Origin of the sequence: Bacillus sp. JJ1562 (assembly GCF_036962705.1) — a bacterium.
Taxonomy (GTDB): domain Bacteria; phylum Bacillota; class Bacilli; order Bacillales; family Bacillaceae_L; genus Ferdinandcohnia.
The window spans coordinates 154282-171100 of the sequence record NZ_JBALOQ010000022.1; the positions used below are offsets into that span (position 1 = coordinate 154282).

Consider the following 16819-nt stretch of genomic DNA (forward strand, 5'->3'; position numbering starts at 1 on the left):
TTATATTAATGAGTTCTAAGGTAAGTATAGCATGGAAGTCCTTATTTTTCTCAAAATGTGACAATTTTTCAAAAGATGTATTCAAAAGGTATCTTTTATTTACACTGTCGTTATATTATAAACATGTATTTAAAATATTGGTTTTGGAAAGGGCGTTATTGAATGCTTAGTCAAAAAACTATTGAAATCGTGAAAAGCACAGTTCCAGTTCTAGAAAAATACGGAAAAGATATAACAACTCAATTTTACAAACGAATGTTTACAAATAACCCAGAATTATTAAATATTTTCAACCATGCAAACCAAAGACAAGGTCGTCAACAAACAGCATTAGCTAACGCGGTATATGCAGCAGCAGCTAATATTGATAATTTAGGTGCTATTATTCCAGTTGTAAAACAAATAGGTCAAAAACACCGTGCATTAGGAATTCAACCTGAACATTATCCAATTGTTGGTGAAAATCTTCTTGGTGCAATTAAAGAAGTGTTAGGCGATGCAGCAACTGATGATATCCTTAATGCATGGGCTGAAGCTTACGGTGTAATTGCAGACGCATTCATTGGTGTAGAAAAAGAAATGTATGAAGAGGCAAGGGAACAGCCTGGTGGCTGGGAAGGCTTTAGAAACTTTGTTGTTAAACGTAAGGTAAAAGAAAGTGAAGTTATTACATCCTTCTATTTAGAGCCTGAAGATGGGAAAGAAATTTCATCTTATCAAGCAGGTCAATACTTAACTGTAAAGGTTCAACCTGAAGGTGATGAATATACACATCTTCGCCACTATAGCCTTTCAGATGCACCTGGTAGAGACTATTACAGAATCAGTGTAAAACGAGAAGAGCATGGCGTTGTTTCTAATTACTTACATCAAGAAATTAACGAAGGCGATGTGATCACAGTAAGTGCTCCAGCTGGTGACTTCGTTCTTGAAGCGAAAGAAACCCCTGCTATTTTAATTAGTGGCGGTGTTGGATTAACTCCAATGGTCAGCATGTTAAATACGATTGTAGATCAACAGCCTGAACGTGAAGCTATGTTCATCCACGGTGCACTTAATAGTGAGGTTCACGCATTAAAAGATGAAGTTGCAGCCATTGCAGCAAAACATGAGAATGCGAAGAACTTTATTGCCTATTCTGCCCCTACTGATCAAGACCGTCAAGACATGAACTTTGATAAGGAAGGCTTTATTGACCTTGAATGGTTAAAGACAACTGTTGGAACTAAAGATGCAGACTTCTATTTCTGTGGTCCAGTACCATTTATGAAAATGATGTATCGTTTACTAAAAGAATGGGGAGTTCAGTCAGATCACATTCACTTCGAATTCTTCGGTCCAGCAAGTGAATTAGAAGAACCAACAGAAGTAGTTACGGCATAAGTCAAAAAACGATGAAGGCTCTCAAGCAGAGGGCCTTTTTATATAAAAACGCCACCTAGCATAAAACTAAATGGCGTTAAATATTATGAAGCTGTTTTTGTTTTTTTCTTTTCTTCAGGTATGAGCAAGTTAAGGATTAAAACTGCAATTGCCCCTACAGCTGTTCCAGAAGAAAGAATGTAGTTAGCAAAATCAGGAACACTGTAAAGAATATCTTTTGGTAACACAATTGTTCCGACAGTTAAAAGAATAGGAACGCCGATTACAATCATATTGCGGTCATCAATAGTCACATGTTGGATCACTTTAAGACCGTTCATTACGATTGCCACACAGACAACTCCAAAAATCCCTTGGATTACAGGCTGAGGAATACAAGTTATAATGGCTGAAAGCTTTGGAATTAAGCCTAGAACAATTAAAATAATCCCCGCTGCAATAATTGCCATCCGACTTGCAACTCCAGTTATTGCTAGAATACCAGCATTTGAAGAATAACCTGTCACTGGTGTTCCACCTACTAAAGAACCTACAAAACAGCCAATCCCTTCTCCTACAGATCCACGATTCAATCGTTTGTCATCCAACTCTTCACCCGTAACTGTTGATACAACAAACCAAGTACCTGTTGTTTCAATTAAAATAATCATATAAATAAATACCATTGTTAATATGGCTTGAAGATCAAAAACTGGTTGTCCAAATGGGAAGAAGCTTGGTAATGAAACCCACTTTGCATCCTTAACAACTGAAAAATCTACAGTACCGAAGAATGATGCTGTGATTGTACCAATTACAATCGCCAAAATAACGGATACTAATCGGAAAAATGTACCATATCCTGTTTTTTTTCTACCAAGAAGCATAAATACCAATAACACTCCTGCTGAAACGGCAGCGACAATCACATTATGACCGACATTTCCTGGTGAAGTGTAAATACTATTAAATGCACTTGGCATTAATGAAATCCCCACAATGACAATTACTGTACCTCCTACTAATGGAGGAATAATTTTTCTAACTGTTTTTGCAAATACTTTTAATGGGTAACCTAAAATTGCAATTAATAGAGCACCTGGTATTAAGCTTCCGAATACTGCTCCTAATCCAAGCTTACCACCGATTGCAGCAAGGGCACCGATTGGTACATAAGATGGTCCTTGGACAACAGGTAATTTTAAACCACCGATTGTTTGGATGAGTGTAGCGATACCAGCCGCAAGAAAACACATCTGAATGAAATAAGTTGTATCCATTGTGTTCAAGGCAAGTAGGCCAGCAATAATAATTGGTGCAATATAAAGATCCATTGCAAGTACGTGTTGAAAACCTAATAGAAGAGATTTACCAACACTAATCTTGTCATTAACCCCGATGGCTAAGTTTGAATTTTGTTTCGTCTGCTCCACTATTCTTCCTCCAATATTTTAAAATAAGTATAATAAAATTGCTTCTTTTAGAGTACCAACACTAGTAATAATGCTAAACTAAGCAATAATTCTTTAACACTATTAACATGTTGTATAACATATTTTGCATTATAAAGAAGGTTATTAAAAATGTAAATACAAAATACGAATATTTTTTATTTCATCGTAATTAATGTTCGGTTTTTATTGACTTCATTTGTATACATATATAAAATGTAATGAGGGAATCACGATATAAGGAGGATTGGTCATGTTAGTTGAAGACCAAGTATTAAGAGATCAATGGGTTGTTGCAGCTAGAGCCGAAGACATTAAAGAAGAACCACAACAAGTGATTGTATTAGGTGAAAGAATTGTTTTATTTAGAACAGAAGATGGCATTCATGCGTTTAAAGACCTTTGTATACACCGTGGTGCTGCCCTTTCACTAGGATGCGTAAAAGACGGACAGCTTGTTTGTCCTTACCATGGATGGGAATATAACTCTGAAGGAGATTGCACAAAAATTCCACAGCTACCTGAAGGAAGAAAAATCCCGTTAAAAGCAAAGGCAATTAAATATTCTTGCCGAGAAGAATATGGCTATGTATGGGTGAACTTAAATAATAATAATCCAAAAATGTTTACATATCGTCCATTTCTTGACGAAAGCTATCACAATGTCTTATGGGGAAAAACAGAAATCAATGCGAAACCACCTAGGGTTGTTGAAAATTTCCTAGATGTTGGTCACCTTGCGTTCGTTCATGAAGGCTTCCTAGGTGTTCAAGAAAAACCAGTGATCGGTGATTACGATGTTCATCAGGGCGAAGATTCTATCTACTCTGATGAGATTGCCATCTTCCAACCAGATCCAGACGGAACTGGAGTTGCTAAAGATGTTTATTATACGTACGAAGTATTCAATCCTCTAGTTGTTCAATTTACAAAGAGAGATCCTGAAAAAGATAATAAAATGTCAATTGTGCTTATGATTCAACCTGTTACAGAAGAAAAATCAATTGCACATGGTATTATTTCCTTTAACTATGACACCGGAACATCAGATGAGGAAACTGTTAACTTTCAAGATATGATTTTCTCTCAGGACAAGCCAATTGTTGAAAATCAAAAGCCTGAGGATCTCCCACTGGATTTACAAGTTGAACTGTCCTTAAAATCAGACCGTATGAGTATTGCATATCGTCAATATTTAAAGAAAATAGGTGTTACTTTAGGTACAGCCTAATACGAAAAACAGATAAAAAGGTGCCAATCCCCTATCTTCATAGGAACGATTGACACCTTTTTTCAAAGTCTAAATTTATTTCGAACTCTTATCACATTATAAAAAAATGCTGCATCTCTTCCCTCTTTTGTAAATCGATTTCTCTGTTGTTGTAAACAGTTCATAAAAGTCAAATCACATTCACGTGATGGACCATATCGCCGATAGCAAAGATCATGTCTCATACAACATGAATCAACACGATTTGTCGGTGGACCAGACCCACCACAGCCTGGACCACACCATCTATAGCCAGGCATACAAAAACCAAACCCTCTTCGCTTGCTCATAGTACTCCCCTCCTTTTAATTCGAACTATATTAATAAAATATGTTTTGATTTTAGGAAAGGAAAGGGCTTTTGTAATGGATACCTTTGAGGCATTCAAAAAAGAATTGAAAAGTCTGATAAAAGTTTGATAGTATAACATTAATATGTTGATCGAAATCAATGGCCAATGGAGTATTCATTTGCTTTTTTTATTTGTCCCGCACTAACTGGCAGTAAAAGCCCCACCGATTTAAGTTTGACTTTATCTACATTATTTTTTCATCAGGAGAAGGAGATTAGCGCAAACTAAATTTTTAAAACTTTGCCCCTTTTTTATCAATCTAACTTCCTCATATACCAATAAATAAAAAATAGAAACATTGACATTTGTAATCTTGTTTGACCATGGTGTAAAATCTTTAAGCAGTACTTGTTTTTTGCTAAAAGTGATACAAGGAGAAATATTAATGAAAAGCATTTTACGGAATTTTATCAATGGAATTTTAACAATTGTTCCAATTGTTTTAGTTGTGTTTGTGGTTTTTAAAGTATTTTTGTTTTTAGATGGAATTTTGGGTGATTTCCTAAAGCCTTATTTGAGAGAGGATTATATTCCCGGAATTGGATTGTTGCTCACGTTTGTTGTCATTACGATCTTAGGTTGGCTATCAACGAAAGTATTTGCTGGAGCTATTTTCCGTGTAATTGACAGATTGTTAGAGAGGATCCCGTTAATCAAAACTCTATACTCTGTTATTAAGGATACTTTTAATTCTTTTCTTGGTGAAAAGAAGTCCTTTTCAAAGGTTGCACTTGTAACGATACCTGGAACGAACGTAAAAGCAATCGGTTTTATTACGACTGATGATGTGGAAAGCTTTTATGATCCATTGAAGGACTATGTGGCTGTTTATATTCAGCAAACCTTTCAAATTGCAGGCTTTACCTTCCTTATACCGAAGAATGAAGTGGAAATTATTGATATCAAGCCTGAGGATGCAATGAAGTTTGTTGTATCGGGTGGGATGACATCATCGAAAAAGGATGAACACCCTTTTTAAACGAAGATGAAGAGCGCACACTAGTTTGTGCGTTCTTCTACTATCTCAATCATTTTATTAAGCTGATTTTGTATTTTTAGCTTCGAACACTTCCGGATATCCATAGCTACCATGCTCACTCATATCTAAACCAATAAGTTCTTCCTCTTCTGTAACTCGTAATCCACTCAAGACGTGTTTCATCACAAATAAAATCACATAGGATACGACAAAAGCAAACATTCCAGACGTAAAGATTCCTAGTGCTTGCACACCCAGTTGGGTAAACCCACCCCCGTAAAACAATCCAGCGTGCCCAATTGTTGCTAATTCAGGTGTAGCAAAGAAGCCTGTTGACAATGTTCCCCATACCCCTGCAACCCCATGAACAGATAATGCATAGATTGGATCATCAATTTTTAGTCTATCAAAGAACCTTACACTGTAAACAACAAGGATTCCTGCAATGAGACCTATGATAACTGATGCCCAAGTTTCTACAAATGCACAGGATGCTGTTATTGCAACTAGACCTGCTAATGCACCATTTAACATGGTCGGAACATCGGCTTTACCATTACAATGCACTAATTGCTCCAGCTGCTGCGGCTAAATTCGTATTTAATGCTACAACCCCTAGTGTACTACCAGCGTTAAAGCCAAACCAGCCAATCCATAATATCAGTACACCTAAAGCGGTGAAAACTTGGTTATGACCTGCTAGATTGTTGGTTGAACCATCAGGGTTGTATTTTCCAATTCTAGGTTTTAATAGAATAGTTGCAGCCAGAGCAGCCATTGCACCAGAAAGATGAACAACAGTTGACCCAGCAAAGTCTTGTTTTCCATGTTCAGCTAACCATCCTCCTCCCCAAATCCAATGAGCAATTACTGGATATACCACGATTGAAAAGAGTATCGCAAAAATAACGTAGACTGAAAGTTTGGCTCTTTCAGCAAAACCACCAAATGCAATTGTTAAGGAAATACCTGCAAAAGCCAATTGGAAAACAAAGAAGGCGGTTGTTGCATAACCTGATCCTTCTATTTCATAACCAGAATAAAAGAAATCAGATAATCCAACAAAGAAACTTACGTTGTCTCCAAAGATAAATCCATAGCCTACTGCCCAGAAAACAATGGATGCCATGCAGAAGGTGAATACTGTTTTTCCAGCAATATGCCCAGCATTTTTCATTCTGGTTGAACCTGCTTCGAGAAAAATAAATCCTCCTTGCATTAAAATTACGAGTATTGCGGCTAAGACAATCCAAACGGTGTTTAATAAATACAGATCCATTTTGAAAATCCTCCTTTGGTTTTTTAGTCTTTTCTTCCTTTTTAAGAATTCGTAACGCGATAAAATAAATGGTTTAATATTGCTTCATATACTGTTCTCTTTCCCAAGGATGAACAGTTGTACGGAATTGATCCCATTCAATCTCCTTCGCTTCAATAAAATGCTTTAACAAATGTCTACCAAGTGAATTAGTAATAACCTCGTTTTGTTTTAATTCTTCTAATGCATCAGAAAGTGTAGCTGGCAAATCCAAAATCCCATTTTTGATTCTTTCATCTTTGGACATAATATAAATATTAGAATCAATGGGTGCTGGTGGAGTTAATTTATTCTTGATACCATCTAAACCTGCAGCTAGAAGTACAGCCATCGCCAAATATGGATTTGCGGACGGATCTACACTTCGAACCTCAACACGAGTACTCAACCCACGGGATGCAGGAATACGTATAAGTGGACTTCTATTTCTAGCTGACCAGGCTACATAGCAGGGTGCTTCATAACCAGGTACTAAGCGCTTGTAGGAATTAACTGTAGGATTTGTAACAGCAGTAAAGCTGGTTGCATGCTTCATAATTCCCGCAATAAATTGTCTAGCAGTATCACTTAGCTCTAAATCTTCATTGTTATCATAAAAGACATTTTCTCCATTGCTAAATAATGATAGATTACTATGCATACCAGAACCGTTTACACCGAATAAAGGTTTGGCCATAAAGGTTGCATAAAGTCCGTGTTTACGTGCAATAGTTTTAACTACTAACTTGAATGTTTGAATGTCGTCACACGCTTTTAATGCATTTTGGTATTTAAAATCTATTTCATGCTGCCCAGGTGCTACTTCATGATGGGAGGCCTCGATTTCAAAACCCATTTCTTCTAGTTCAAGAACAATATCACGACGGCAATTTTCACCTAAATCAGTAGGAGCTAAATCAAAATATCCTCCTTGATCATTTAATTCAAGAGTTGGATCCCCATTTCCATCTAATTTAAATAAGAAAAACTCTGGTTCTGGACCAACATTGAAATCAGTAAAGCCAAGTTCTGTCATTTCATTTAACATTCTTTTTAGATTATTCCGAGGATCTCCTTCGAATGGAGTTCCATCTGGATGATAAATGTCGCAAATGAAACGAGCTACTTTTCCTTTTTCTGAAGTCCATGGAAAAATAACAAATGTATCTAAATCAGGATATAAATACATATCAGACTCTTCGATTCGTACGAAGCCCTCGATGGATGATCCATCAAACATCATTTTATTATCCAAAGCTTTTTCAAGCTGACTAACAGGTATTTCAACATTTTTAATTTGACCGAATATATCAGTAAATTGTAATCGAATAAAACGAACATTTTCCTCTTTCACAATTTGAATAATTTGTTCCCTTGAATATGAATGTACTGATGACAATTCAATTCCTCCTCTATATTAAGATTTGATAGAAAGATAGATTGTTATAATAAATCACTCTATTCAATGGAAGAGTGTTGTTTCATTAAGGTGTTATTCATTTGTTGTTGGACTTTCCTGTATTCTTTTGGAATGACTTTTATCCAATTTTTTAGATGTTCATTCCAATGCTCAAGAAAAATGTAAGCTTTTTTACTTCCTGTATATTTACAGTGATTTTCTAGAAGCTGTCGAAGCAGAAGTTGATCCTCTTCTTCCAGACGATCAAATTCCAATAGTGAATCATTGCACTGCTTTCGAAATTGATTAGAGTCTTTAGCATATACATAAGCAGTACCACCGGACATCCCAGCTGCAAAGTTTTTCCCGATTGAGCCAAGAACTGCAACAACTCCACCTGTCATGTACTCGAGACCATGATCTCCAATTCCTTCAACAACGGCTTTCATTCCACTATTTCTTACAGCGAAACGCTCCCCTGCTAGCCCGCGAATATAGGCATCACCTGAGGTCGCTCCGTAGAAAGCAGTATTTCCAATAATCGTATTTTCTTCAGGTTCAAACAATGAGTTTTCACATGGGTTAACTATGATTTTTCCGCCAGACAATCCCTTTCCTACATAGTCATTTGCATCACCTTCAAGGGCTAGTGTAATGCCCCTTGGTATAAAGGCTCCAAAACTTTGACCTGCAGACCCCTTGAATGATAGTTGAATGGTATCCTCTGGAAGACCTTCGCGACCATATTGTTTCGAGATCTCACTTCCAAGCATCGTACCAACTGTCCTGTCAGTATTTTGTATTGGAAGTTGCGCTACAACATTCTGCTGCATTTCAAGTGCTGGTTTACATATTTTTAATAATTCCTTAGAATCAAGAGAATTCCCAAGGCCATGATCTTGCCGCTTCTTGTTGAACAATGGTGCTTTAGCTGAATATGGCTGATAAAGAATTTTTGATAGATCAAGAAATTTGGCTTTCCAATGTGTAGCAGCATTGTCACTTGGTAAAAGTAAGTCGGTGCGTCCAACCATTTCATTAATTGTACGGAAACCTAATTCAGCCATAATTTCACGGACATCCTGTGCGATAAATCTCATGAACGCTTCTACATGTTCAGGTTTTCCAATGAACTTTTTCCGTAGGTCTGGATCCTGAGTTGCAATACCTACAGGACATGTGTCTAAGTGACATTGACGAACAAGGACACATCCTAAAACAACTAAAGCTGAAGTAGCAAATCCGTATTCCTCAGCACCTAGTAATGTTGCCATTACGATGTCGCGTCCTGTCATCATTTTTCCATCTGCCTCTAGAACCACACTGTCACGAAGCCCATTTAGGACAAGGGTCTGGTGAGTTTCCGCAAGTCCAATTTCCCAAGGCATTCCTGCATGCTTAATACTTGATCTAGGTGCAGCGCCTGTTCCTCCATCAGATCCGCTGATTAAAATTACATCTGCTAAACCTTTTGCAACACCAGCTGCAATCGTTCCAATTCCAGCTTTCGCTACAAGCTTCACGCTAATTCTTGCAGACGGATTTGCATTTTTTAAATCATGAATGAGTTGTGCAAGATCCTCAATCGAGTAAATATCATGATGTGGTGGTGGTGAGATTAGGCCAACTCCCGGAGTTGAACCACGCACTTCGGCAATCCAAGGGTAAACCTTATTTCCGGGCAGCTGTCCGCCTTCACCTGGTTTTGCACCTTGCGCCATTTTAATTTGAATTTCATCTGCATTTACTAAGTAGTGACTTGATACTCCAAATCTTCCTGAAGCTACTTGTTTAATTGCACTTCGTCTGGAATCACCGATGGAATCAGGGATAAAACGCTCATAATGTTCGCCACCTTCACCGCTATTGCTTTTTCCTCCAAGTCGATTCATTGCAATTGCTAATGTTTCATGTGCTTCCTGACTTAATGAACCATACGACATCGCACCTGTTTTAAAGCGGCGTACAATTGATTCCACAGGCTCTACTTCGTCAATTGGAATGGGAGTAGAGGCTTTAAATGTAAACAAGTCACGGATGAAAATAAGTTGCTCCTGATTGGCTTTTTCCACATATTTTTTATACAGTTCGTAATCGTTTTTTCGACAAGCATTTTTTAATGCGTGGATAGTTGCTGGATTAAAAGCATGAAGTTCTCCATCCTTACGGTATTTAAAATCATTCCCGGCTATAAGTGGTGTTTCCTTTTTGTTGAATGCAACTTGATGTCTCATCAAGACTTCTTCTGCGATAACATCTAAGGTTATCCCCCCTAAACTTGAGGGTGTTCCAGTAAAATATTGATTTATCACATTTTCTGCTATTCCAACTGCTTCAAATATTTGCGCGCCGCGATAGCTTTGAATCGTAGAGATTCCCATTTTTGACATAATCTTTACGATACCTTCTGTTATGGCATTGGTATAGTTCTGGATAGCTTTATCTTGAATGATTTTCTCCTCAAGCTCTTCATTTTTTGCCAAACTTTGTATGCTTGCCATTGCAAGGTAGGGATTAATAGCATCTGCTCCAAAACTAATTAGCATGGCTAGTTGATGAACGTCACGTGCTTCACCTGTTTCAACAATAATACTTATTTTCGTTCTTGTTCCCTGTCTAACTAGGTACTGATGAAGTCCACTTACAGCAAGCAAAGCTGGAATCGGCGCATATTCATGGGATAAATGCTTATCAGACAGTTTGATAAAGGTGTACCCCTTTTGAATCGCCACTTCAACTTTGGAAAATACATCTAATAATGCTGTTTCCAAAGCGCCCTCAATTTTTTCTGCCTTAAATACAATTGGAACCTCTTTAAATTTGAAATGATTTTGAAGTCTTGCGAGTTCAATCTCTGACAAAATTGGCGTATCCAAACGGATACGTTGACAGCTCTCTCCTGTCGGAACTAGAAGATTTCCTTCTGCACCAAGAAGGGTCAATGTTGATGTTACAAATTTCTCCCGAATTGCATCTATAGGAGGATTTGTTACTTGTGCAAAAAGTTGTTTAAAATAGTTGTATAAGAGCTGGGAATGATTCGATAGAACAGCTAATGGCATATCATTTCCCATTGAATTGATAGGATCCGTTGCCTCAATTGCCATAGCTCCAATTACTTGCTTCATTTCCTCTACAGTAAATCCGAATGCTTGCTGGTATCTGGAGATTGAGAACTCTTTTTGTACCTGAGGCCATACAAGTAATTGATCAATGTGAATACTCTTTGTCTTTAACCACTGTTGATATGGATACTCATTTGCAATCTTTTTTTTCACTACGTCATTCGGGATAATTCTTTGATTCTTTAAATCAACAAGTAGCATTTTACCGGGACTTAATCTTCCCTTTTCTAGGATTTGATCAGGTTCGAGATCAATGACTCCCGCTTCTGATGCGAATATGATCATATTATCAACAGTTAAATAGTATCGCCCCGGACGAAGTCCATTCCGATCTTGCATAGTGCCAATTTGTAAGCCATCTGTGAACGCAAAGGCTGCTGGACCATCCCAAGGCTCCATTAAATGACTGTGAAATTCGTAAAAAGCTTTTAAGGAATCACTCATTGAAGGATTTTTCTCCCATGGTTCTGGAACCATCATCATTGCTGCGTGTGGCAAAGACCTTCCGGAGCGAATTAGAAATTCTAAACAGTTATCAAATGCAGCGGAGTCACTCCCATCTTGGTCAATTATTGGATCGAGATCTGATAATTTTTCTCTCCAGATAGGTGATTTCAGCTTTTTTTCCCTAGCCTTCATCCAATTGACATTTCCATTAAGAGTGTTTATCTCACCATTATGGACTAACATTCGGTTTGGATGTGCTCTCTCCCAGCTTGGAAAAGTATTGGTGCTATAGCGAGAGTGAACGAGTATGAAGGATGATTGAAAAGTATTGTCTTTCAAATCGAGATAATATTGATCTAGTTGCGCTGGAGTCAACATTCCTTTATAAACAATTGTTCTTGCTGATAGGCTTGCTACATAAAATGTTTCATTACCAGCTAGCTGATCTTCCCGAATCCTTTTTTCAGTTCTTTTTCGAATGACATAGAGGCTTCTTTCGAATTCTTCTTCATCTACACTACTTTTTCCTATAAACAGTTGACGAATAAAGGGCTGACTCATTTTTGCTTTTTCTCCGATGCTATGGTCCTGAACCGGAACTGTTCTCCATGCGAGAAGGCTCTGTCCTTCTTCCTTGACAACGCGCTGGAACACTTCCTCACATCGACTTCTTAGAACAGGATCTTGAGGTAGAAACACCATAGCAACTCCGTATGCACCTGGTTCAATAATGCTCAGTTCTGAACAAACTTTTTGAAAAAACATATGTGGAAGTTGAGTCAAGATTCCTGCACCATCACCCGTATTTGTATCACCAGCTTGACCTCCGCGATGTTCCAAACGACCAAGCATGGATATGCCTTGTGTAACCGTATGATGTGTAGCTACACCTTTTAAATCAGCAATAAATCCAATCCCACAAGCGTCATGTTCAAATTTTAGGTTATATAAACCCTGTTTATTTGGTTGTCTAAATTGTTGCATCCTATCATCCTTTCCATTTGTCCATTAAAATACTGCAGAATGGTTTTGTGTTACGCTTTGAAAACCATTTTCTTCTTGGAATTTATTGTATGTCTTTTTTATTCATCTAAACAATATCAATATTCAATAAAATCAATCTAATTTTGAGATTAATCCAATTGCTATACTGTTGAGATCTTGTCCTTTTTACACAAAAAAGTTTCGATAAATGCTGTTTTATAGGGGTTTTTGTTATTTTTAGAATGAACGAAAAAATTAGTACAATATTAATAAGGCGATGTTTATTAGACTTATACCGTTTTTTGATAAAATTAATCTAATTTTGATATAAGTTAAATTCTAATGCACTATTTATGGCATAAAAAAAACGCACATGATAAACTGTGCGTTCTTTCCTAGAATCTAGTTAACATAATAATATTATGTTAAACTAAATTCTTTTTACATAGCAAACACATTCATGAACTCTAGAAAACTTGTCTTTTATCATTTGCTGGTCCTTACCTACATAATGTGCGAAAGTATACACCGGTCTTAGGTCATGAATTGTAGTCTTAAGTTCTTCGTTGTCCTCGAGACAAACATGGAAGTAGGAATCAACCCCATTAAATCCATTTTTCTCGTACCAATTTTGGACCCATTTGTCGTCTCTTGTCCAAGCTTCAAGTCTATTTAAATTCTTTGTTCTTGCTATTTGTTCTGCCTTTGTGAGCAATAGTCCACCTATTCCCTCCCTCCTATAATCGGGATGAAGTGCAATATGCCATATCATGCCGCCAAGTCAGTTTCCTCTTGAACACACAGTTCTTTCCTCAATTTCATATTCAATATCCAATAAAGCAATGATTTGCTCATTTTCAACCGCAACTAATTCGATTGCTGGATTATCGTTTTTCTTTCTCCTGAAGTACATTATCAAAATACGCTATGTCTAAAAATGCCAATACTCTACAGCGCACCCAACCTAATTCGTGAGTACTCTTATATTCTCTTATTTCCATCGTCTTCTCCACCTAAAAAAAATTTCAAAACTTAATGGACCAAAACAAATTTTAAACATATATTATCGAGTAAATATTTGGGCTCTTTTAACGAATTTTATGAGGTGATACGCATGTATGTAGTTCATTACTTTGAAAATAAAAATCTATTATTAACACAGCTGGTGCAAATTGTACCGTCCGTTGATGAAGTAATCAAAATAAAAGGACGAAAAGGCAAGGTTTCCAAAGTTAACGATATCGATGAAAGAAATATCCATGTCTATGTTGAGTTAGACCGGATTGTGAAAAAGAATGCTGTTGTTGATCCAAAAAAGAAAAGAAGATAATTCCAGAAGAACGCACTAAAATGCGTTCTTATCTGGTTAATGTCAGCAATTCATTATTCTCCGCCGAAACTTTATAAAGACTAATTGTTCCACCTACACCTATTCCAGTAGATTGATCCATTTTAAAATCCTCATTCAATACAATCGTCCATTTAGCTTCATTATTTTCAACTAAAACGACAGCTAAAGTACCAAATTGTACAACATGATCCCAACTAAAGGTTTCTGTATTTCCATCATGTTCGATGTTAATTCCTTCTGTATGAGTAATAATCTTACTATTTTTCCCCTTCCATTCACCATGTAAAGCTGCTCCAACATAATAATACGAACCCCCTCTACCTCGGTCGCCATATGTACCAATATATTGATGGAGTGAATCGTCCTTAGCACTATAAGTCATCACAGCAACATCATTTGCTAACCATTCAATTTTATACTCGCCATTTGTTTGATACGGAAGTTTCTCCTTTTGTCGTGCGAAAATACCATAATAACTGCGATAATAATGAGCATCACCCCTATTTTCTTTAACAGCGAATATATGCTTGAAATTTGGTGAAACACTTATGTTATGGTTGATGGGATGTTTAAAAATCAAAATACCATTAAAACTAATAAACACTAGTAGCACGGCTAAGCAGTTGATCCTTCCATTCTTTTTTAGGTTTAGTAGTACGAGCAATGCCAGCCCTAAAAAAGTAGCAACAACAATATTAATCACATAAAATAACCGATTATCAGTGTACTCAATTAAAAATTTGGCATGGAGGAATAGATAGCACATTTGTAAGAAGAAGGATAAAATCGCAATTACAAATAAGATCAATCCTACAACTTTTTTACGATTATTCATTTGATGCAACCTCCGATTCAAACTCCCAGGTCAAACCATTATCAAATGAAACGAATTTCCCTTTTACTTTTCCGCCCATATAATCCCCATTCGGTCCTTGGTTTAGAAGAATTGCAAGATGATCATCTTCTTTAAAAGAGACCTCTGGAGTAACAAAAACCTTATTGTATTTTTCAGGAATGTTAAAAGTAGCATTATTCCATGATAATCCAGCATCTGTCGTTACATAAAAATCAGGCTCTTCTGGATTGATAACTCCGTATGATAAGAAACCAGTGTTTTCATCGATGAAGCCACCATTATTAATGAGTCTTGTTGTACCTGGATAGGCTGTTTCTCTCCACGTTTTACCTCCATCATTTGTGATGAATGTAGTGGACCATTCCTGTGACATCGTCCTGTCTCCGGATAAAATGACATAGCCGAATTCTTCGTTTAGAAAATCGACTTTACGAAACCTAATACCTGCGGAATTTTCATACACAATCGATTCCTGCCAAGTTGCCCCTTTATCTAATGTCGTTTTTAGTTTGATTGTATATCCAAATTCATATGAGCCTTCACCGTATAAAAACGTTGCTCTTTTATCGGTAAGAATAAAACTGTCATTAATGAGTTCCATTTTATTTCCGTTATATTCTCCACTAAAAAGTTGATCCACTTCGACTGGAACTGTAACCCAGTCCTCCCCATTATCATATGTAATCTTTAATTCATCATTTTGCAACGAATATCCAATCGAATCTGTCACAATGGTTGGCTGCAAATCCTCAGGTCTATCTTGAGATTCAGGTGAACTTGTATTGTCTTCAGGCAGATGTGGTGTATTCTCGAACGATTTTTCATAATATAAAATAGATATTATTAAAATAAGAATCACTAAACTAGAGACACCGATAATCAGACTTTTCAAAAGATAAACTCCTTTGTTATTTTATCCCCTTCATTTTAACAAAAGTTTCCAAGATTCAATAGCAAAATATAGTAAAAAGCCTGTCTCTTATGTTTAGAAACAGGCCCAATACTATCTCCACCATTCATCGAACATGCTCGCTGGCATGTGTCGTTTATGCTTGGAAACTTGATAACGTTTTTCTATTTTTTCAGCTTCTTCTTTAGGTACTTCTTTTCCTTCCAAATAGTCATCGAGATGTTCATAGCTGATTCCTAGCTCAGATTCGTCAGCTTGCAATGGTTTCACATCTAATAAATCGGCTGTTGGGACCTTTAAATATAAACGTTCCTCTGCACCTAATTCCTTTAAAAGGGAACGTCCTTGTCGTTTGGTTAGACCCGTTAATGGCAGTAAGTCGGCTCCACCATCCCCATATTTTGTGAAGAAACCTGTGATTGCTTCGGCGGCGTGGTCTGTTCCAACCACTAATAAATTATGCATACCACCAACCGCATATTGCGCAATCATTCTTTCTCTTGCTTTTACATTTCCCTTATTAAAATCACTGAGCTCTTCAGAATTCGATTTCTTGTACTCCGTCACAAATGCATCAACTGTCGTAGCAATATCAAAGGTAATTGCTCGGTCAGGCTTGATAAAAGATAATGCTGCTTGGGCATCCTCTTCATCCTTTTGCATTCGATATGGTAAACGAACGGCAATAAAAGTCGTCTCATGCCCCTCATTTCTAAGCTCTTCAACAGAGATTTGGCAAAGTTTCCCTGCTAATGTAGAATCTTGTCCGCCACTAATCCCTAATACAAATCCATTTGTCTTACTTTTTAAAAGATATTCCTTTAAAAAATTTATTCTAAGTTTTATTTCTTCCTTTGGGTCAATAATGGGTTTTACATGTAATTCTTTCATAATCTGCTGCTGAATACTCATGAAAGATCCCTCCAATCAAATGCGCCTTGGCGTATTTGCGCCCGATTTTTTTTGAGCAAAGCTCGAAAAATTTCCTTTAAAAAATCGTGGCATCCGCCGGAGGCTTTAACATTATTCAGTAGAA

11 protein-coding genes and 2 pseudogenes are annotated in these 16819 nt (G+C 36.9%); 4 read left to right on the forward strand and 9 right to left on the reverse strand.

Annotated features, from left to right (window positions below; translation table 11 throughout):
- Window positions 1-162 precede the first annotated feature (162 nt).
- Entirely contained in the window at window positions 163-1383 is a 1221-nt protein-coding gene (hmpA, locus tag V7097_RS14960) for an NO-inducible flavohemoprotein (protein WP_335704430.1), read from the forward strand.
- Window positions 1384-1466: 83 nt separating this feature from the next.
- Here hmpA and V7097_RS14965 read toward each other — a convergent pair whose 3' ends face one another.
- Window positions 1467-2795: a uracil-xanthine permease family protein gene (locus tag V7097_RS14965; RefSeq protein ID WP_335704431.1), complete on the reverse strand. Its 1329-nt coding sequence runs from the start codon at window positions 2793-2795 to the stop codon at window positions 1467-1469.
- Between the two features lie 271 nt (window positions 2796-3066).
- Here V7097_RS14965 and V7097_RS14970 point away from each other — a divergent pair, with 271 nt between their 5' ends.
- On the forward strand, window positions 3067-4044 hold the full coding sequence (locus V7097_RS14970) for an aromatic ring-hydroxylating dioxygenase subunit alpha (protein WP_335704432.1): 978 nt from the start codon (window positions 3067-3069) through the stop codon (window positions 4042-4044).
- 62 nt (window positions 4045-4106) lie between these two features.
- Here the strand turns inward: V7097_RS14970 and V7097_RS14975 are convergent, their stop codons facing one another.
- Window positions 4107-4373, reverse strand: coding sequence for a Parvovirus coat protein VP1-like protein (locus V7097_RS14975; protein WP_335704433.1), 267 nt, complete (start codon window positions 4371-4373; stop codon window positions 4107-4109).
- A gap of 447 nt (window positions 4374-4820) precedes the next feature.
- On the opposite strand from V7097_RS14975, the gene V7097_RS14980 reads away from it, so the two are divergent.
- Window positions 4821-5414, forward strand: coding sequence for a DUF502 domain-containing protein (locus V7097_RS14980; RefSeq protein WP_335704434.1), 594 nt, complete (start codon window positions 4821-4823; stop codon window positions 5412-5414).
- Window positions 5415-5471: 57 nt separating this feature from the next.
- Here the strand turns inward: V7097_RS14980 and V7097_RS14985 are convergent.
- The 4 genes and pseudogenes from V7097_RS14985 to V7097_RS15000 form a co-directional block, all read right to left on the reverse strand.
- A pseudogene (locus tag V7097_RS14985) lies at window positions 5472-6693 on the reverse strand (ammonium transporter).
- 73 nt (window positions 6694-6766) lie between these two features.
- Window positions 6767-8110: a type I glutamate--ammonia ligase gene (glnA, locus tag V7097_RS14990; protein ID WP_335704435.1), complete on the reverse strand. Its 1344-nt coding sequence runs from the start codon at window positions 8108-8110 to the stop codon at window positions 6767-6769.
- A 59-nt stretch (window positions 8111-8169) separates the two neighbouring features.
- Window positions 8170-12666 carry a glutamate synthase large subunit gene (gene gltB / locus V7097_RS14995; protein WP_335704436.1) on the reverse strand — a complete coding sequence of 1499 codons (4497 nt, stop codon included), beginning with the start codon at window positions 12664-12666 and terminating at the stop codon, window positions 8170-8172.
- 430 nt (window positions 12667-13096) lie between these two features.
- Window positions 13097-13667, reverse strand: a pseudogene (locus tag V7097_RS15000) (GNAT family N-acetyltransferase).
- 113 nt (window positions 13668-13780) lie between these two features.
- Between V7097_RS15000 and V7097_RS15005 the strand changes: the two are divergent.
- The gene (locus V7097_RS15005; RefSeq protein WP_335704437.1) at window positions 13781-13996 is read left to right on the forward strand and encodes a hypothetical protein; all 216 of its coding nucleotides are present in this window, start codon (window positions 13781-13783) and stop codon (window positions 13994-13996) included.
- A gap of 28 nt (window positions 13997-14024) precedes the next feature.
- Here the strand turns inward: V7097_RS15005 and V7097_RS15010 are convergent, their stop codons facing one another.
- The 3 genes from V7097_RS15010 to nadE all read right to left on the reverse strand — a co-directional run bounded on the left by V7097_RS15010 (window position 14025) and on the right by nadE (window position 16695).
- Window positions 14025-14852: a hypothetical protein gene (locus V7097_RS15010; RefSeq protein WP_335704438.1), complete on the reverse strand. Its 828-nt coding sequence runs from the start codon at window positions 14850-14852 to the stop codon at window positions 14025-14027.
- Entirely contained in the window at window positions 14845-15765 is a 921-nt protein-coding gene (locus V7097_RS15015; RefSeq protein WP_335704439.1) for a WD40/YVTN/BNR-like repeat-containing protein, read from the reverse strand. The genes V7097_RS15010 and V7097_RS15015 overlap by 8 nt, the downstream gene beginning before the upstream one ends.
- Window positions 15766-15876: 111 nt before the next feature.
- The gene (gene nadE / locus V7097_RS15020; protein ID WP_335704440.1) at window positions 15877-16695 is read right to left on the reverse strand and encodes an ammonia-dependent NAD(+) synthetase; all 819 of its coding nucleotides are present in this window, start codon (window positions 16693-16695) and stop codon (window positions 15877-15879) included.
- Between the last annotated feature and the right edge of the window lie 124 nt (window positions 16696-16819).